Here is a 14,939-nt window from a genome sequence, read left to right as displayed (position 1 = left end):
ATCTATTCTTCAGAATTGCTTCAGATTTGATACAAAATTTGTGCAATATCAAGTTTTAATTTGGGAGAAAATCAGAAATACAGACATTAGATTGATGAAAAAATTAACCATTTACGTTATTGTATTCCTCGGGATTTACGGGTGGTGCACAAGTACAATCCTGGCCCAATCATCAGGAGAGAGTCAAGCTGAAATTACAGGAATCGTTGAAGACATTGACGGCAGTTCCATTCCCAATGCAACGATAGCCGTTTTCGACCAGGCAGAAACAGAAATTTTAACAGGGACTTCGAGTGATAGCAATGGTCGTTTTTCAATTAGTATTGATCCCGGTACTTATGTTTTGCGTATTTCATATGTCTCCTACCGAATGCATCGGGTAAACCTTGATTTATCAGCCGGAGAAACGCTTGATCTCGGAACTATTGCGCTTCAAACGGAAGAAGCGATGATGGACGAAGTGATTGTGGAGGGAGAGCGTTCGTACATGAGAATGAATTTTGACAGCCGCTCCTTCAGTGTGGGTCAGGATATCACAAGCCTTGGGGGATCTGCTCTCGATGTGCTCGATAACGTACCGTCCATCACGGTAGATTATGAAGGGAATGTATCCCTGAGAGGAAATTCCGGCGTACAGATTTTAATTAACGGGCGGCCATCCAGCCTGGTTCGGAATGGTACTGAAGCCCTGAGCAGTCTTCCGTCGAATGTAATTGAGGAAGTGGAAATTATCACCAATCCTTCAGCCAGATATTCTGCCGAGGGAACCGGCGGGATTATTAATATTAAACTTGTGGATGATGTTCGGTTTGGCCTCAATGGAAGTATCCAGGCAAATACCGGTTATCCGCAGGATCACGGGCTGGGAGCCAATCTGAATTATCACAGGAATAATATCAACTGGTTTGGGAATTTCGAGGTTGAATACGAACAAGATCCCGGTTCAGGAAGTACATTTCAAAGTTTCAGCGGGGATACAACGTACGCCTATCGCGAGACCAGTGAATCCGACGAAACCCAAAAAGAAGGAAGCGCTAATCTTGGGGCCGATTTCTACCTTCCGTCCAGCCAGATGTTGACGGTTTCAACCCGAATCAGCCTTGAAAATGAACAAGAGGAATCGGATGTGATTTATACCGATTACGATCCCGGAAGTCCGGGCGTGTATCGGAATGTGTTTGATAGCTGGGATATTTTAAAACGAACCAATCGCGAAGATGTAGAAGAAAATCGTGAGAATGATTTTGATGTACGCCTGCAATACGAAAACCGGTTTGAAGGTTCCGATCACAGGCTCACAGCCGATGCGGATTTTGAATTCGGAAAACAAGATCAGAATTCAAACCTTATCCAACTGATTGAAGAGGGTGATGGGAGTCCGCTTAATCAGCGTACTTTTTCTGATGAGACCTACCAGGAGATGCGTTTTGATACTGATTATGAAAGGCCGCTCGGCAGCAACGGCAGGCTTGAAGCCGGAATGCGTTTAAATTTTGACTGGATGGATAACGATTATACTATTGAAGAACAGCAAAACGGACAATGGGTTGTGCCCGATAATAACCTGGGCATCAGTGATAATTTCACCTACTTTGAAAACGTAAATGCACTTTATACAACTCTTGCGGGCGAAACCGGAGATTTTAGTTACCAGGTTGGAGTGCGGGCAGAAAATACCCGTATTCAAACAGAACTTGATCGCACAGGGGAAGGAAGCGATCAGGATTATCTGAATCTTTTTCCGAGTGTTTTCCTGTCCTACACATTGAACGAGAAAAATTCTTTTCAGGTCAGTTACAGCCGCCGGATAGACAGGCCATGGTCCCGAATGCTGCTTCCGTTTACAGAAATTTCAGATACGAGGAATCGAAGGGTCGGAAATCCCGAATTAAAACCGGAATTTGGCAATTCTTATGAAGTGGGTTACCTGCGTTACTGGAGTTCCGGTTCACTTCTCACAAGCCTTTACTACCGCCACAGAACCGAAGTGATTGAGCGGGTTTCCACCATCGATGGCCAGGGAATAACGACCACTCGTCCTATTAACCTCGCAACGGAAGATGCGTGGGGTGTTGAATTTTCTGCCGACCAAGAGTTGTTCAGTAATTTTCAGCTTTCTGGCAGCCTGAATATTTTCCAGTCAGATCGTGAAGGAGAATACCAGGATGAAGTATATAGCAGTTCAACAGGCAGAGCTACCGGTCGTTTGCGGCTTAGATGGAGATTTTTGGAAAGCTGGAATTTGCAAAGTCAGCTTCATTATTCAAGTTCTCAGCAGACAACCCAGGGCCGTGAAGACGGCAGTATGTTTGTAAGTTCCGGTCTTTCAAAAGAGTTTTTCAATCGAAAAGCTACAATTTCTTTAAGCATTCGCGACCTGTTGAATTCGCGTCAGTACGATGGAGAAATCATCAATCCTAACTCCTACACCGACAGTAATTACCAATGGTCCACACGTTCATTCAGGCTTAATTTTCGGTACAACTTCGGAGGAGTTTCCGGCGGTGGTGGTGACAGAGGAGGTTATCGCGGGCGGTAATTTCATTTAATTCTTTACAAATCTTATTGTCCAATAGCGCCTGCCTGGTTTTCCCGGGCCGGCGCTTTTCTTTTTAAGATACATTTTCAAGAACCCCAAGAGAGCTCAAACGCAAAAAAATGGTCCCTTCCTGATTTCCAATACGCATAGTTATATAGATAACCATGTGTAAATACAAAATCAGATAAAGACTATTATGAGAACCGCTACACGATTTGGGTATGGTGCCCTTCTTTCAATTTTTGCGATAATATTCAGCATTTCCTGTTCAAGTAATTCATCAAACCGTTATTCTATTGAAGGATCTGTAACGCCTTCTGAAGCGGGTAGTGTAACTCCTATTACTGGCGAATATGATGAAGGAACTGATATTGAGGTGAGAGCAGCGGCAAATGATACTTGGATATTTTCGTCATGGGAAGGAGATATTAGCGGAACAGAAAATCCAATTGTAGTGACCATAGAAAGCGATATGGTTTTCACAGCTGTTTTTGAAAAACTTCAATACCCGCTGGAAATCACTATCGATGGCGGTGGTCGAGTTGAAGAGGATATCATCCAGTCAAAAAAAACTGATTATGAAATCGGTACAGAAGTGGAATTGAACGCTGTAGCGGATGATGGCTGGGTGTTTGTAGAGTGGCGGGATGATCTTTCCGGGAATGAAAATCCACAGACCCTTGCGATGGATGAAGCAAAAAGTGTAACCGCTGTATTTGAAAGAAAAGATTATCCGCTCACAGTAACATCTCAGGGAGAGGGAAATGTAACCGAAGAAATAGTAGAAGAGCCAGCCAAAGATTATCAATACGAAACGGTAGTGAAAGTGACGGCAAATCCGGCGGAAGGCTGGCAGTTCGCCAGATGGGAAGGAGATATCGAGGGCACAGAAAATCCTACTGAAATTACTATTGATGGCGAAAAAGAAGTAACAGCCGTATTTGAGAGAGGCGAATATGAATTAACCGTTGAAATAACCGGTCAGGGAAGTATAGATCAGCAATTGGTGGATGAGGCTTCAAAAACAAGTTATCCTTATGAATCCACCATAGAGCTTACGGCCAATCCCGAATCCGGATGGAGATTTGTCCGCTGGGAAGGAGATCTGGATGGAAACGAGAATCCCAAAGAGATCACAATGGATGGCGACAAAACGGTAACCGCTGTTTTTGCCGACAACAGTTTTGACCTTGATGTAACCATTGATGGCGAGGGAAGTGTGAGCCAGGAAGTGACAGGAAAGGCCAAAACGTATGAAAAGAATACAATAGTAGAACTTACGGCCGAACCGGATGCCGGCTGGAAGTTTGAGCATTGGGAGGGCGATCTGGATGGAGACGACAATCCAATAGAAATAACCATCGACGGCAACAAGAGTGTGGCCGCCATCTTTACTGAAGCCCAATATGATGTTGATCTCGCAACTGAAGGGAATGGAAGTATAAATATTGAACCGTCTAAAGATTCCTACTCCTATGGAGATGAAATTGAAATAACAGCAGATCCTGATGAACTGGCAGTATTCAAAGAATGGGGAGGAGATCTTTCCGGCGACAATAATCCTGAAACCGTAACAGTAACAGGTGATATGAATATCATTGCAATTTTTGGCGGAAGAGCTGAAGTAGAAACCAATGAATGGAGCGACATGCGTATAACTTCCGTTTTCATTGATGGTACGGTTCATGATGATGGCGGTTTGGAAGTGACGGAACGGGGCGTATGCTGGTCAACTGGCGATGAGTTTCCAAATACCACTGACGACTGCGCTTCTGATGGAGAGGGCCTTGGCTCATTTACAAGTAAACTAACTGGCCTCACACAAGGAAGTACCTACTATGCGAGGGCATATGCGATCAACAAAGCCGGAACAGCCTTTGGGGAAACTGTAGAGCTTGTAGCGGGATACGTTTCACATGGATTTCTCGATGGTGTTACGCCAAGCGGAGATTCTCAGTTTGAAGAGCGTTCTTACAGGCTAGTAGAATCGCAATGGAAAGGCGGAGTTGATAAAATTTGGATTGAGAGAAATCTTGGCTCTACCGGTGCTGTAAAAAATGAGGTCGATTCTGATGACGGCCGCGCTGGATGGTTTTTTCAGTTTAACAAAAGGCAGGGATATTATCATGATGGGAGTAGCCGTATACCTGGGGGTGGCTGGCCAATTGGTGAGGAAAAGAACAGCGACTGGGATATAGAAAATGATCCATGTCGGATGGCGTTTGGTAGTAAGTGGCATATACCAGGCAGCGATGAATGGGCAGATTTTCTTTCTGCGCCGAAAAGTGATGATGGAATGGCTCATGGAAATCTCTCAGATGCTTTTGATTCATTATTGAGAATTCATGGTGCTGGTGTAATCACTACTTCTGGTAATCTGAATGGAAGAGGCAGCTCGGTTATTTATTGGTCAAATGAAGAGGCAGATAGCGAAAATGGAGAAATGATATGGATTACAAACTCTGACAGTGTGATGGATGTCGGAGCGAAATCAGGAGGTGCTCCGCTAAGATGTGTGAAGGATTAAGCCGCACTAAATATATCTGGAAATGCACAATTTCAGAGACTGAGATTGTGCATTTTTTATGCTTTTTTCCCATTACTCTTCCTGAGTCCCATCCACATCAGGGATCCAAGCCATCCCGAAAGAGCCCCTACAAGAATTGCAAGTAATAAAGAGAGTTCAAACCTTGCCTGTACATAATTATCTACAAGTATGGAGCTCACAAAATGAAGCACAACGGCTATAACATACCCAATAGAGAAACAGCCAATCATATCACGTATTTTTAAGTTTACCACAAAACGAACAACCAGTGAGGCCAACAACCCAATACCAACCCATGTAAGGAGGAATTCGGTGTCAGCAAAGTCAATTTGGCGTCTGTTTGTTGTCCAAAGTGGAATTCCTGCTCCAAGCGTTGAAATCAGAATAGTAATTAATCTATAATTATGTCTTGTAGTTTCAAGCATATTATAATTTTAAAATTAAAATGTATGTGTTTGTAAGAATAATGAATAACCCGTTACGAACTATGTTCGGGTGTAGCTAATTAGTCAGGATTTTATACAACTTTTCTATCAAAAATTCATGAATAATATTTATGGAGGTAATTTTAATTTTCAACGATTGAAATAGGTTTAGGAAAATATTATTTTCTTTTTTCCTTTCAAGAAATAGATGATCTAATATTGTCGAGTCTTAAATAAGTTCTTAAAAAAAGTAAAGTTATTGTTTAGTTATGAATATAAAGTTTGTGAAAAGAACCCAAATTAAATCAAGCAAGAGGCGATCTTCCAAATTCAAGCCACTTATGGATGCTTTGGATAAGCTGGAACCAGGTGGACAGGCTGTTGAAGTTTCATATACAAATGATAAAAGTGTAAATTCAATGAGAACAGCGGTTTATCAGTACAATCAAGAGAATAATGTGAAGATTAAGAGTGGTAAAGACGCTTCCAATAAAAAAATATATTTCTACAGAGAAAAATAGATTTTTGCATATACTTTATTAAAAAGAAACGATCTTATCCTATACTTTTTTTTCAAAAAGAATTCCCTGAGAAATAGATAAACGAATAGGCTGATCAATTTTCCGAGCCCGAACAGATGGCGTTGCTAAAGCCACTTCCCACTCGTTCGGGTTGTTTATTGGGAGGTCAAGGTTTACAGGAGTTATTTGCCGAGACTGACCTTCCATATTCGCGATAAAAATCAACTCTTTTCCGGTTTCAGGGTTCTTCCGATGTCCATAATAAATAACGGCTCCTTCAACAGGCTCCCTGTATTTTAAGAAGTCGGCTGATGTAAAACTGTTATTCAACCAGCCATTTTTAAGCCGGTACTCCCGGGTACTTAAATTAAAGTCCGACTTTTTCACATCCATGTAATCTGCCTGCATATCGGCATTGCAATATTCGTGAATGTCGGTCATCCAGGATTCAGCGTACTCATTCAGTTTTTCCAACGACCATTCAGCCGGTTTAAAAGATGGTTTGGTTTGATTGATGAGGTCAACAATATTTTCAGGATCGTAATCGGTGACTCTCACAAAACTCAGAAGTGCCTTGGCAAAACGTCGCAGATCTTCGAGGTTTCGGAAACCGAGATTCTTCAACTTTTTAAAGAAGCGTGAATTACGATATTCAATATCTGTGATTTGCCACTCGGTGAAATAAGCATCTTCAGCTGCGACTTTAATCGCAAATTTAGCATCCGTATTTCTGAAAAAGCTCCACGGCGTATTGCCGAGCGCCTGAACAAAATCCATCGGAACCCCGGGCAAAAAAGCATTCATCAACAGTGTGGTTGACGGATTGTTATAGGCATTGATCATCACCATCTTCAGGGAGTTACCCAGAAGAAAATTTATGTTAACCGTTTCCGGGTTTGCCTGGATGCCCCGCCGCATGGTATCGTGATTGGCGTACCCGGTAATCCATTTGTCTCCGTACTCAAACTGTTCTTTCAGGCGCCACCACTTTGATACCCAATACGTGTAATTATAAGGCGTATTATAGGCAAAAATCATGGGTGACCATTGATACGGATGTTTCTGCTTTTCGGTAACCACGCGATAGGTGCAGGCCAGCTCCCAATCAGTTCGGGGCCATGGCCGGCCGTCTTCAAAAATCATCCAGGGCTTGTAAGAAACTCCCGCAACGGTTTGTTCCACTTCGCTCATCTCTTTCAGAAATTCATCGTCATAATGAACCTCGTCAAACTCGGCAACATAGTATTTAAAATCGTGAGCACTGTCTACACGAATGCCGTCGAATCCCCAGTTCATTTTACGTCGCTGCATTTCGAGAATGGCGGCTCGAACCAATGGATGTTTGATATTTACATTTTGCCCATAAATACCGGGACCGGCAAAAAACTCTTCCGGCAATAAGTCTACGGACTGATTGTCAGCGTGTCCGTAAACCACATCCAGAACTACCTTTTTAGGTCCATTTGGGAAATTGTGAAGAGTTTCAATCAAGTCAAGAAGTTCATGCGGGCGGCCTGTTGAAAGAATAGACGGATTGACCGCTGCCGATCCGAAAATAACAATGTCATATCCCCAATTTGTAACATTCGGTTTGCGGATGTGAAGTGTAATTTCAGTGCCATTTTCTTCAGGAGTCTGGATTGTACTCCAGAAAGCAGTGCTCTCCGGATGTTCAATCACAGGATCCACAGGCATTAATTCGATACCGTCGAACCCAATCAGGTTTTTTTCATCAGGAGAGAGTTGTTCGCCATTTCCAAGCGCTGTTGCAATCTGTTTATAGCGATTGGCAAGAGAGCCGAGTGTGCCATCCATTGTGGCGGTTCCGGTATGAATTTCGAGTAAATTTGTGGATGGCTGAACCCTGTTGGTTTCTTCTGTCTTGAAACTGTTGCGAAGATTTTCAAAATACTCTTTATCCTTTCTTGCAGAAAGTACAGAATTGACATCATAAACCTCAGCCGGGGCATTAATTCCGTACGGCATAGACCACGCCATGGGGTCGCGAACAATGGTTTCTTCACCCTCATCAGACATGAAAATAAATTGGTAAAAAGCACCAAAATGATTTCGATTTCCAACCGGCAGATTATTCATAACAACAAGAGAAAAATCATCCACACACGTTGTTTCAAACCGATAGTAAGTCATCGTGGTATGCTGTTCCGGCTTGTCGAATAGTAGGTCAATATCCGGCAGGTAAAAGTCAATGAATACTTGTTTGGTTTCCTTGATTTTAGGATGCCAAAGCAGGAAACGGGTCTCATTTTCTTCCACATGTGAGCCCAGGTTTGCCGCAAAAAAATCGGCATTCGAAGTTGTTATCCCCTTCTTTGATTTGAGTTGAATACGTTCAGAAAATTCAGCAGTGCTATTCTCGTTTATTGAGATTTTCATGTCCTAAAAAATTAGATCAATGGGTAGACGGTACTAGAATATATGGATGATAATTAGCTTTAAATGTATGCAATAAAATAATAATGAGCGATTGCTTTACACAATCTCATCATTTTCTACACCGGCCCATTTCAGGTAAAGATTGCGAATATCATAAATATGAATGTCCAGTTTTTCCATCGACCATCCGGATGTATCGATAGCTGGATGAATATGGGCGGTGCATGTTCCCGATTTAGTGATTAAAAAATCCTCGGTACTTAATTCCCGGTTGCCTTCAAAATAGATCGGCACAATGGGATATCCCAAATCCATAGCCATCCGGAAAGGGCCTTTTTTAAATGGGCCAATAATACCGCGGTGTTTCCTCGAACCTTCCGGGGCCAGCATGATAGATAAATTATTTTTTTTGATTCGATCCACATTCTTTTTCAGGGTTTCCACGGCTTTGTCAGAATGTTCGCGGCGGATAAAAACCTGGCCCGTAAGATGACCCAATACGAAAAAAATGGGATTGTACTGAAGTTGCCATTTGGCTACAAAACGGGCTTTTGGAAGCCCGAGGGCAAGAATGGTAAGAAGGTCGAGAGTGGAACTATGATTAACGATATAAACAGCCGGAGCGGGAATAGGATCTACATATTTTTTGATCCTGAAATTGATTCCGGCAACTCGTAATACGGGAATAGCAATGGCCGGGGCAATTCGTTCTATGACAAAATTGGTCAGCCTGCCAAAAGAGAGAATTAAAAGTACGAAGATGACCGGCGTAAAAATCAAAAGAAGTACAAAAAACAGCAAAATGGATAGTGCACTCCGGAGGTATTCGATAAAAGTAAACCGTTGTCTGGCAGCCATTTTAATTCCTACAATTTCTCAATACATATAATATATGGTGATAGAACCGTCAATAAAGAGCTACCTGAAGGCGTCTTCAAAATGAGAAATTTCCGATTCCCCGCCCTTTTTTTGAACAATGGCGATAATATCAAAGCGTACCATAGCCGTTTCCATTTTTCGTTCGTAAACCCAGGCTTCGGCTGCTTTCTTAATGTTTTTTTCTTTTCCGGGGGTGACAAATTCTTCCGGCCTTCCGAAAAAAATACCCGACCGCAATTTTACTTCTACAAAAATGATAAAGGTTCCGTCCGTGGCTACAATATCAACTTCGGCTTTCTCAAAAAAATAGTTTCGGTCAATAATGTGCCAGCCTTTCGCTTCAAGATAAGCAACGGCAATATCTTCTCCCTCATCGCCAATTTTTCGATGGCTCTTGCTCATAAGATCACTCTTTAACCGGCTTGTTTCCCTTCAGTGATTGATGGGCTTCGGCCAGTTTTACAAGGTGCTTCAGAAACGTCAGGTTTTTCTTGTTGATGTATGGAAGTAAGGCTTTTGTGAACCGATCGAACATTTCCAGGAATTCGATAAAATTTTCGAGCCTTTCCTTGAATTCGGCTTCGGTTTGTTCATCAGAACTGTCCTCCTCAAAAAATTCGAGAGTTTTTGTGAGATTGTCTTTAATCGGCTCAATTTCGCGCTGATGACGTTCCCGGATCAGGATGGCCACGATATTCCAAACATCTTTTTCGGCCGTATAAAAATCACGCCGCTCACCCTTATAATGTACTTTTTGAACCAGTTGCCAATGCAGCAGATTCCGGAGATTCATGTTGGCATTTCCCCGGCTGATCGACAACTGTTTCATGATCGCATCCGTATCCAGCGGTTCGCTCTCGGCATAGAGCAGTGCGTGAATCTGAGCCATCGTTTTGTTGATTCCCCAGGCAGAAGCCATCTCACCCCAGAGAAGTACAAACTGGTCGATGGCTTGCTGGTGTGTGTCTGATTTTAGGGAATCGTTTTGTTCCACTGTTACTCCTTGGAATCTTTGGAGTCTTTCGCTTTAGATTCTGTTGAATCAGTTTTTCCTGAAGTTTTTGGTTCAGAATTGTTGATGTTTTTGTGAGCACCGTTCTTGTAATCCGTTACGTACCAGCCTGTGCCTTTGTAGACTACACCGCCGCCGCCGGAGATGATGCGTTTTACTGGCTGGCCTGTGGTTGGACATGTTTCAAGAGGATCGTCGTTGATGCTTTGTGTGATTTCAAACACGGATCCGTCTTCACGTTTGTATTCGTATGTTGGCATAATTAAAAATTGTCTTATTGAGTAGTTACGTCACACTCTAAGCATAAAATGTGCCAAACCTTATTTTATTACCATCCTGACAGATGTATTTAGAAAAAAGTTACCCACAAAGATAGCAACGTTATGATAAAGAGGACAACCCCTTGCTGATTCTGACCATCGCTTCCTCAAGATCGTCCATGGAGGCGGCATAACTGAGGCGTAACCCACTCGGTTCGCCAAATGCATCACCGGGTACAGTAGCCACTCCAAACTCTTCAAGCAGGTAGATTGCCAGATCGGTTGTGGTTTCAATTACGTTTCCGTCCGGGGTTGATTTGCCCAGGAAAACGTGAACATCAGGAAACACATAAAAAGCGCCGGATGGCGTAAAGCATTCAACACCTTCAATAGCCTGCAATGCCTGTACAATATAATCACGACGTTTTTTAAAAGCTGCTTTCATATCCTCAACGGGCTTCATGGTGCCGGTATATGCGGCAAGTCCCGCTTTTTGGGAAATGGAAGATGGGGCCGAGGTTTCCTGGCTTTGGATTTTTGCAACGGCATCGGCAATGGGTTTTGGCCCTGCCATATAACCGAGTCGCCAGCCGGTCATGGCAAACCCTTTCGAAAATCCATTGATCACCACAGTGCGGTCTTTGAGATGAGGAGCTGCATTTAGTATGCTCACATGCTCGCCCTCAAAAACGATATATTCGTAGATCTCATCCGAAAGAATGATCACATCGGGATATTCATCCAAAACAGAAGCCAGCTCTTTTAGCTCGTTGCGGGTGTAGCATGAGCCCGTTGGGTTCGATGGCGAGCACAGAATGATTGCTTTGGTTTTATCGGTCAGAGCTTCTTCAAGCTGCTCGGCTGTCAGCTTGTAATTATTGGAAAATTGTGTGTTTACAATTACCGGATCGCCTTCAGCCAGTTTCACCATCTCGGGATAAGAAACCCAATATGGAGCCGGAATAATCACTTCATCTCCTTTATCAATCGTTGCCAGCAGGGTAAATCCTACGGACTGCTTTGCGCCGTTTGAGAGTACAATTTGTGATGGCGGGATGTCAATGCGATTTTCCCGTTTTAGTTTTTCACTGATCGCTTCCCGTAATTCGGGCATACCGGTATTCATCGTGTAGCCGTGAAATCCTTCGGTGATGGCATCAATAGCCGCGTTGCAAATGTGAGCCGGTGTTTTAAAATCCGGTTCGCCGGCGCTTAATGAGATGATAGACTTTCCTTCCCGTGCAAGTTCTTTCGCCCTGCCCGAGACTTTCATGGTTTGTGATGGTGATACGTTTTGAGCTCTTTTTGAGATCATTTTATTGATTTTAAGATTTTTCCGAAATTTACCAATCTGAAAGTTACCAAAAGGATTTACGGAATTCAGCATTTTCTAATATGAATTCCATTATATTTTGAGTTTGACTTCATTCATTTTCAATTTTATGATCACTCAATACCACATTTTAAATGGAGATGCTCTCAAAGAACAATTTCCCAGACAAATTCCGGGTGAAATCATTGTGGCTCGAGAATGTTTGGTGGATGGACCTGTAGACGGAGATTCTTTGGAGAATCTTTTCGAAACCCGTTCTCGGTTCATTTCGGAGAACTATGAAGGATTTACAAAAGAAGATTACTATCCGAAAACAGCATCTGAATTTGAAAAAATCTCTAACCTTCCACACGGTGCAGAAATTAATCTATGGTTTGAAGATGACCTGTTTTGCCAGGTGAATTTTTGGTTTGTGTGTAGCTTGCTGAGAGATCCTTCAAAGGAGTATTCCATCTATCTTGTCAGGCCGGAGATACATACCCGGTTCGGCTTCGGAGGATTAAACGAAGCTGAATTATTGGGCATTTTTGAAAACAAGAGGAAGCTCACCCAAATTGAGAAACTTGCAGCACTTTGGGAACTGTATCAGTTGGAAAAAACGGATGAGATGTTGGAAATCGGCAAAGAATTGGAAAATGATCTTCCATTTCTCCTTCCGGCGATTCAGGCTCACATCGATAGAATTCCTTCAAATGGCAATCATGGCAGACCTACAGAATCTCTGATTGAAATCCGAGAAGAGCTGAAAACCGATGATTTTGGAACCATCTTCAGAGAATTCAACAAGAGGGAAAGCATCTACGGATTTGGGGATTTACAGGTAAAGCGGTTGTTGGATGAGCTATCTTAATGTGAGTCTTTTTATCTTTAACGCACGTTATTTCAGAAGGTCTTTAATTCTCAATGACCGTACTTCTCTCTCAAAGCCTTCGCCACATGGTCTGGCACAAAGCTGCTCAAATCTCCATTCCATTCGGCAACTTCTTTAACAATAGTGGCCGAAATAAAGGTAAGTTGCTCATCAGGCATCAGGAAAAGCGTATCAATTTCGGGAGCGAGCCGGCGATTTGTGAGCGCCATTCTGAATTCGTATTCAAAATCAGAAATCTGGCGGACGCCGCGTAGAAGAACATTGACCTCTTTTTTCCGGGCATAATCAATCAACAGTCCGGTAAATTGTTCCACCTCAACTTTATCAGCCCAATCTTTGCCTTTTATGGCCTCTTTAATCAGTTCAACGCGCTCCTGTCCTGTAAATACAGCCTTTTTCTTGTTGTTTACGGCCACGGTTACAATCACTTTGTCGAACATTTGAACGCCCCGTTTGAGGATGTCGAGATGTCCGTTTGTAAGCGGATCAAAAGAACCGGGATATATGGCTGTGTGGTTCATAGATAAACATTTGAATGATTAGTAGCGAGAGAGTAAGATAGCAATCTTTTTAAATTTATTGGATGTTGTGCATTGTTGGTGGTTTGTTGTTCAAAAACCTGAAAACAAAAACACATAAAAAAAATAAGTTTTTGAATCTGACGATCAAATGATGAGTCTACAGCTACTATTATCCACTAACTGCGGAACCAAAGATAAATCCTAAAATTCGTCCTTATTTGATTTGAACATCGCAACAACGGTGCGGCCATATGCTTTTGAATAAACGCAATGTTCATGCGGTTCAAAATCATGAGTTTTATCGTGTTCAAGAATAAACCAGCCATCTTTGTTCAGCCAACCGCCGGAAAGGATAGTGTCTGGCAGTCCTTCCATATCATAATAGTCGTATGGTGGATCACAGAAAATGAAATCAAACCCGCCTGCATTTGTCTGTAGAAAGGCCTCTGCTTCTATCGTAAGCGTACGAATTTGATCTTCAATACCCAGTTGTCGGCCCAATTTTTCAATGTGCTTGATGTGCTCGGGTTCTATATCCACAAACAGGCACGATTCAGCTCCCCGAGAAAGAGCTTCGATTCCGAGACTTCCGGATCCGGCAAAAAGATCGAGGATGCGTGTATTATCGAAATATGTGCGGGCATCAATGACGGAGAAGAGAGCTTCTTTGGCTCGGTCGGAGGTGGGACGAAGCAGACCGGTTTTTGGGGCGGGGATGGTTCTGCCTTTAAATTTACCCGTTATAATTCTCATGGATTTCGGTTTTTTCCAAATCCTTGTTTAAGCTCATTAGAATGGCGGGAAATGCGCCTTCCAATCTGAAGCCGTACGTTTTTTCATCCGCTTCAACATTCATTTCCCGAAGAGAATTCATCGTTACAATTTCTCCATGATGATACCAGTAAGATTGAAGAATCTCTGTGATGGGGCTGCTGTAAAAGCCATATACGAAAGTTTTATCGTGAATACCGCCCAGCCAGGATAGTTTTCCTTCATAAAGACTCCAGAGGTAAGGCAGATCCGCCATATCATCATATTCGATGTAAGTACAGCCTCTCAATTTTCCCAGAATAAAGGATGTAACGGAAATGTAATTTTTCTGGCAGTGGACTATCAGAAAAGTGCCGCCGCTGTTGTTATGCATCTGCCAGTCTGTTGCAATTTCGAAATCCGTAACGATATCAACTGTTCCGAAAGCGTTCAGCAAGTAGCTGAACCCATGCAGACTGGAATTATCTCTTAACAAAAGAAGGCGATAATCAGCATTACTAACCGAATGCCAGATCGCCTGGATTTCACGTCGTTCGCTGCCGTGCATTAACAGCTGGATATGAGCTTCCCGTTCTGAAGCGTCTTCATATACTGCCCGTGGAACAATAGTCCAGCATTCTTCTGTAGCGGGAGCAAGAATTCTTGCAGTACTGCAGTTAAATTCTTCCTTTAATTCCTCAAGTGAATTGCGGAGGGCGGGAAAGCCCGAGGAATTGCCGGTTATTATCGTCTCTTCAATATCGAAACTGAAATCGATGCTGCCGATGCGAGCCAGATGGGCGTCTTGTCCGGGTGTATTTACAGAGTAAAAAAGATGGTTATCTGTATAGCATACGCCAAGACAAGAACCGCCATCAACCAT

Annotated in this window: 14 protein-coding genes; 4 read left to right on the top strand and 10 right to left on the bottom strand. The window is 42.8% G+C overall.

The window, feature by feature from the left end:
* The first annotated feature begins 94 nt into the window (after positions 1–94).
* The gene (locus L0B18_RS02480) at positions 95–2,539 is read left to right on the top strand and encodes an outer membrane beta-barrel family protein (protein ID WP_234567572.1); all 2,445 of its coding nucleotides are present in this window, start codon (positions 95–97) and stop codon (positions 2,537–2,539) included.
* Positions 2,540–2,735: 196 nt separating this feature from the next.
* Positions 2,736–5,066, top strand: a complete 2,331-nt coding sequence (locus L0B18_RS02475) for an InlB B-repeat-containing protein (protein WP_234567571.1) — start codon at positions 2,736–2,738, stop codon at positions 5,064–5,066.
* Positions 5,067–5,122: 56 nt separating this feature from the next.
* Here the strand turns inward: L0B18_RS02475 and L0B18_RS02470 are convergent, their stop codons facing one another.
* The gene (locus L0B18_RS02470; protein WP_234567570.1) at positions 5,123–5,512 is read right to left on the bottom strand and encodes a hypothetical protein; all 390 of its coding nucleotides are present in this window, start codon (positions 5,510–5,512) and stop codon (positions 5,123–5,125) included.
* A 269-nt stretch (positions 5,513–5,781) separates the two neighbouring features.
* Between L0B18_RS02470 and L0B18_RS02465 the strand changes: the two genes are divergently transcribed.
* Positions 5,782–6,033, top strand: coding sequence for a hypothetical protein (locus L0B18_RS02465; RefSeq protein WP_234567568.1), 252 nt, complete (start codon positions 5,782–5,784; stop codon positions 6,031–6,033).
* 39 nt (positions 6,034–6,072) lie between these two features.
* Here L0B18_RS02465 and gghA read toward each other — a convergent pair whose 3' ends face one another.
* The 6 genes from gghA to L0B18_RS02435 all read right to left on the bottom strand — a co-directional run bounded on the left by gghA (position 6,073) and on the right by L0B18_RS02435 (position 11,896).
* Positions 6,073–8,430: a glucosylglycerol hydrolase gene (gghA, locus tag L0B18_RS02460; protein ID WP_234567567.1), complete on the bottom strand. Its 2,358-nt coding sequence runs from the start codon at positions 8,428–8,430 to the stop codon at positions 6,073–6,075.
* Between the two features lie 96 nt (positions 8,431–8,526).
* A complete protein-coding gene (locus L0B18_RS02455) occupies positions 8,527–9,288 on the bottom strand; it encodes a lysophospholipid acyltransferase family protein (protein ID WP_234567566.1) in 762 nt (253 codons plus the stop codon).
* A gap of 60 nt (positions 9,289–9,348) precedes the next feature.
* Positions 9,349–9,711, bottom strand: a complete 363-nt coding sequence (locus L0B18_RS02450) for a YraN family protein (protein WP_234567565.1) — start codon at positions 9,709–9,711, stop codon at positions 9,349–9,351.
* 4 nt (positions 9,712–9,715) lie between these two features.
* Positions 9,716–10,303, bottom strand: coding sequence for a GbsR/MarR family transcriptional regulator (locus L0B18_RS02445; protein ID WP_234567564.1), 588 nt, complete (start codon positions 10,301–10,303; stop codon positions 9,716–9,718).
* A gap of 2 nt (positions 10,304–10,305) precedes the next feature.
* Positions 10,306–10,581 (bottom strand): FmdB family zinc ribbon protein, encoded by a 276-nt coding sequence (locus tag L0B18_RS02440; protein ID WP_234567563.1) that lies wholly within the window; start codon positions 10,579–10,581, stop codon positions 10,306–10,308.
* A 121-nt stretch (positions 10,582–10,702) separates the two neighbouring features.
* Complete coding sequence (locus tag L0B18_RS02435; RefSeq protein ID WP_234567562.1) at positions 10,703–11,896, bottom strand: pyridoxal phosphate-dependent aminotransferase; 1,194 nt, start codon at positions 11,894–11,896, stop codon at positions 10,703–10,705.
* Positions 11,897–12,023: 127 nt separating this feature from the next.
* On the opposite strand from L0B18_RS02435, the gene L0B18_RS02430 reads away from it, so the two are divergent.
* Entirely contained in the window at positions 12,024–12,764 is a 741-nt protein-coding gene (locus L0B18_RS02430) for a DUF1835 domain-containing protein (RefSeq protein ID WP_234567561.1), read from the top strand.
* 50 nt (positions 12,765–12,814) lie between these two features.
* Here L0B18_RS02430 and coaD read toward each other — a convergent pair whose 3' ends face one another.
* From coaD to L0B18_RS02415, 3 genes are all read right to left on the bottom strand, one after another.
* On the bottom strand, positions 12,815–13,306 hold the full coding sequence (gene coaD, locus L0B18_RS02425; RefSeq protein ID WP_234567560.1) for a pantetheine-phosphate adenylyltransferase: 492 nt from the start codon (positions 13,304–13,306) through the stop codon (positions 12,815–12,817).
* A gap of 201 nt (positions 13,307–13,507) precedes the next feature.
* Positions 13,508–14,059 (bottom strand): 16S rRNA (guanine(966)-N(2))-methyltransferase RsmD, encoded by a 552-nt coding sequence (gene rsmD, locus L0B18_RS02420; protein WP_234567559.1) that lies wholly within the window; start codon positions 14,057–14,059, stop codon positions 13,508–13,510.
* Positions 14,040–14,939, bottom strand: a complete 900-nt coding sequence (locus L0B18_RS02415; RefSeq protein ID WP_234567557.1) for a hypothetical protein — start codon at positions 14,937–14,939, stop codon at positions 14,040–14,042. Before L0B18_RS02415 ends, rsmD begins: the two co-directional genes overlap by 20 nt.

Source organism: Rhodohalobacter sp. 614A (assembly GCF_021462415.1).
In the GTDB taxonomy this organism is placed as follows: domain Bacteria; phylum Bacteroidota; class Rhodothermia; order Balneolales; family Balneolaceae; genus Rhodohalobacter.
Note: the sequence above shows the minus strand (reverse complement) of the source record. Positions and strands in the feature narration are given on the sequence as shown.

What these genes read in the sequence shown, in the direction of transcription:
- L0B18_RS02480 (WP_234567572.1), top strand. Translation starts at nt 95, where the DNA reads ATGAAAAAATTAACCATTTACGTTATTGTATTCCTCGGGATTTACGGG.
- coaD (WP_234567560.1), bottom strand. Translation starts at nt 13,306, where the DNA reads ATGAACCACACAGCCATATATCCCGGTTCTTTTGATCCGCTTACAAAC.
- L0B18_RS02440 (WP_234567563.1), bottom strand. Translation starts at nt 10,581, where the DNA reads ATGCCAACATACGAATACAAACGTGAAGACGGATCCGTGTTTGAAATC.
- L0B18_RS02430 (WP_234567561.1), top strand. Translation starts at nt 12,024, where the DNA reads ATGATCACTCAATACCACATTTTAAATGGAGATGCTCTCAAAGAACAA.
- L0B18_RS02450 (WP_234567565.1), bottom strand. Translation starts at nt 9,711, where the DNA reads ATGAGCAAGAGCCATCGAAAAATTGGCGATGAGGGAGAAGATATTGCC.
- L0B18_RS02470 (WP_234567570.1), bottom strand. Translation starts at nt 5,512, where the DNA reads ATGCTTGAAACTACAAGACATAATTATAGATTAATTACTATTCTGATT.
- L0B18_RS02475 (WP_234567571.1), top strand. Translation starts at nt 2,736, where the DNA reads ATGAGAACCGCTACACGATTTGGGTATGGTGCCCTTCTTTCAATTTTT.
- L0B18_RS02465 (WP_234567568.1), top strand. Translation starts at nt 5,782, where the DNA reads ATGAATATAAAGTTTGTGAAAAGAACCCAAATTAAATCAAGCAAGAGG.
- L0B18_RS02435 (WP_234567562.1), bottom strand. Translation starts at nt 11,896, where the DNA reads ATGATCTCAAAAAGAGCTCAAAACGTATCACCATCACAAACCATGAAA.
- L0B18_RS02415 (WP_234567557.1), bottom strand. Translation starts at nt 14,939, where the DNA reads ATGGTTGATGGCGGTTCTTGTCTTGGCGTATGCTATACAGATAACCAT.
- L0B18_RS02455 (WP_234567566.1), bottom strand. Translation starts at nt 9,288, where the DNA reads ATGGCTGCCAGACAACGGTTTACTTTTATCGAATACCTCCGGAGTGCA.
- rsmD (WP_234567559.1), bottom strand. Translation starts at nt 14,059, where the DNA reads ATGAGAATTATAACGGGTAAATTTAAAGGCAGAACCATCCCCGCCCCA.
- gghA (WP_234567567.1), bottom strand. Translation starts at nt 8,430, where the DNA reads ATGAAAATCTCAATAAACGAGAATAGCACTGCTGAATTTTCTGAACGT.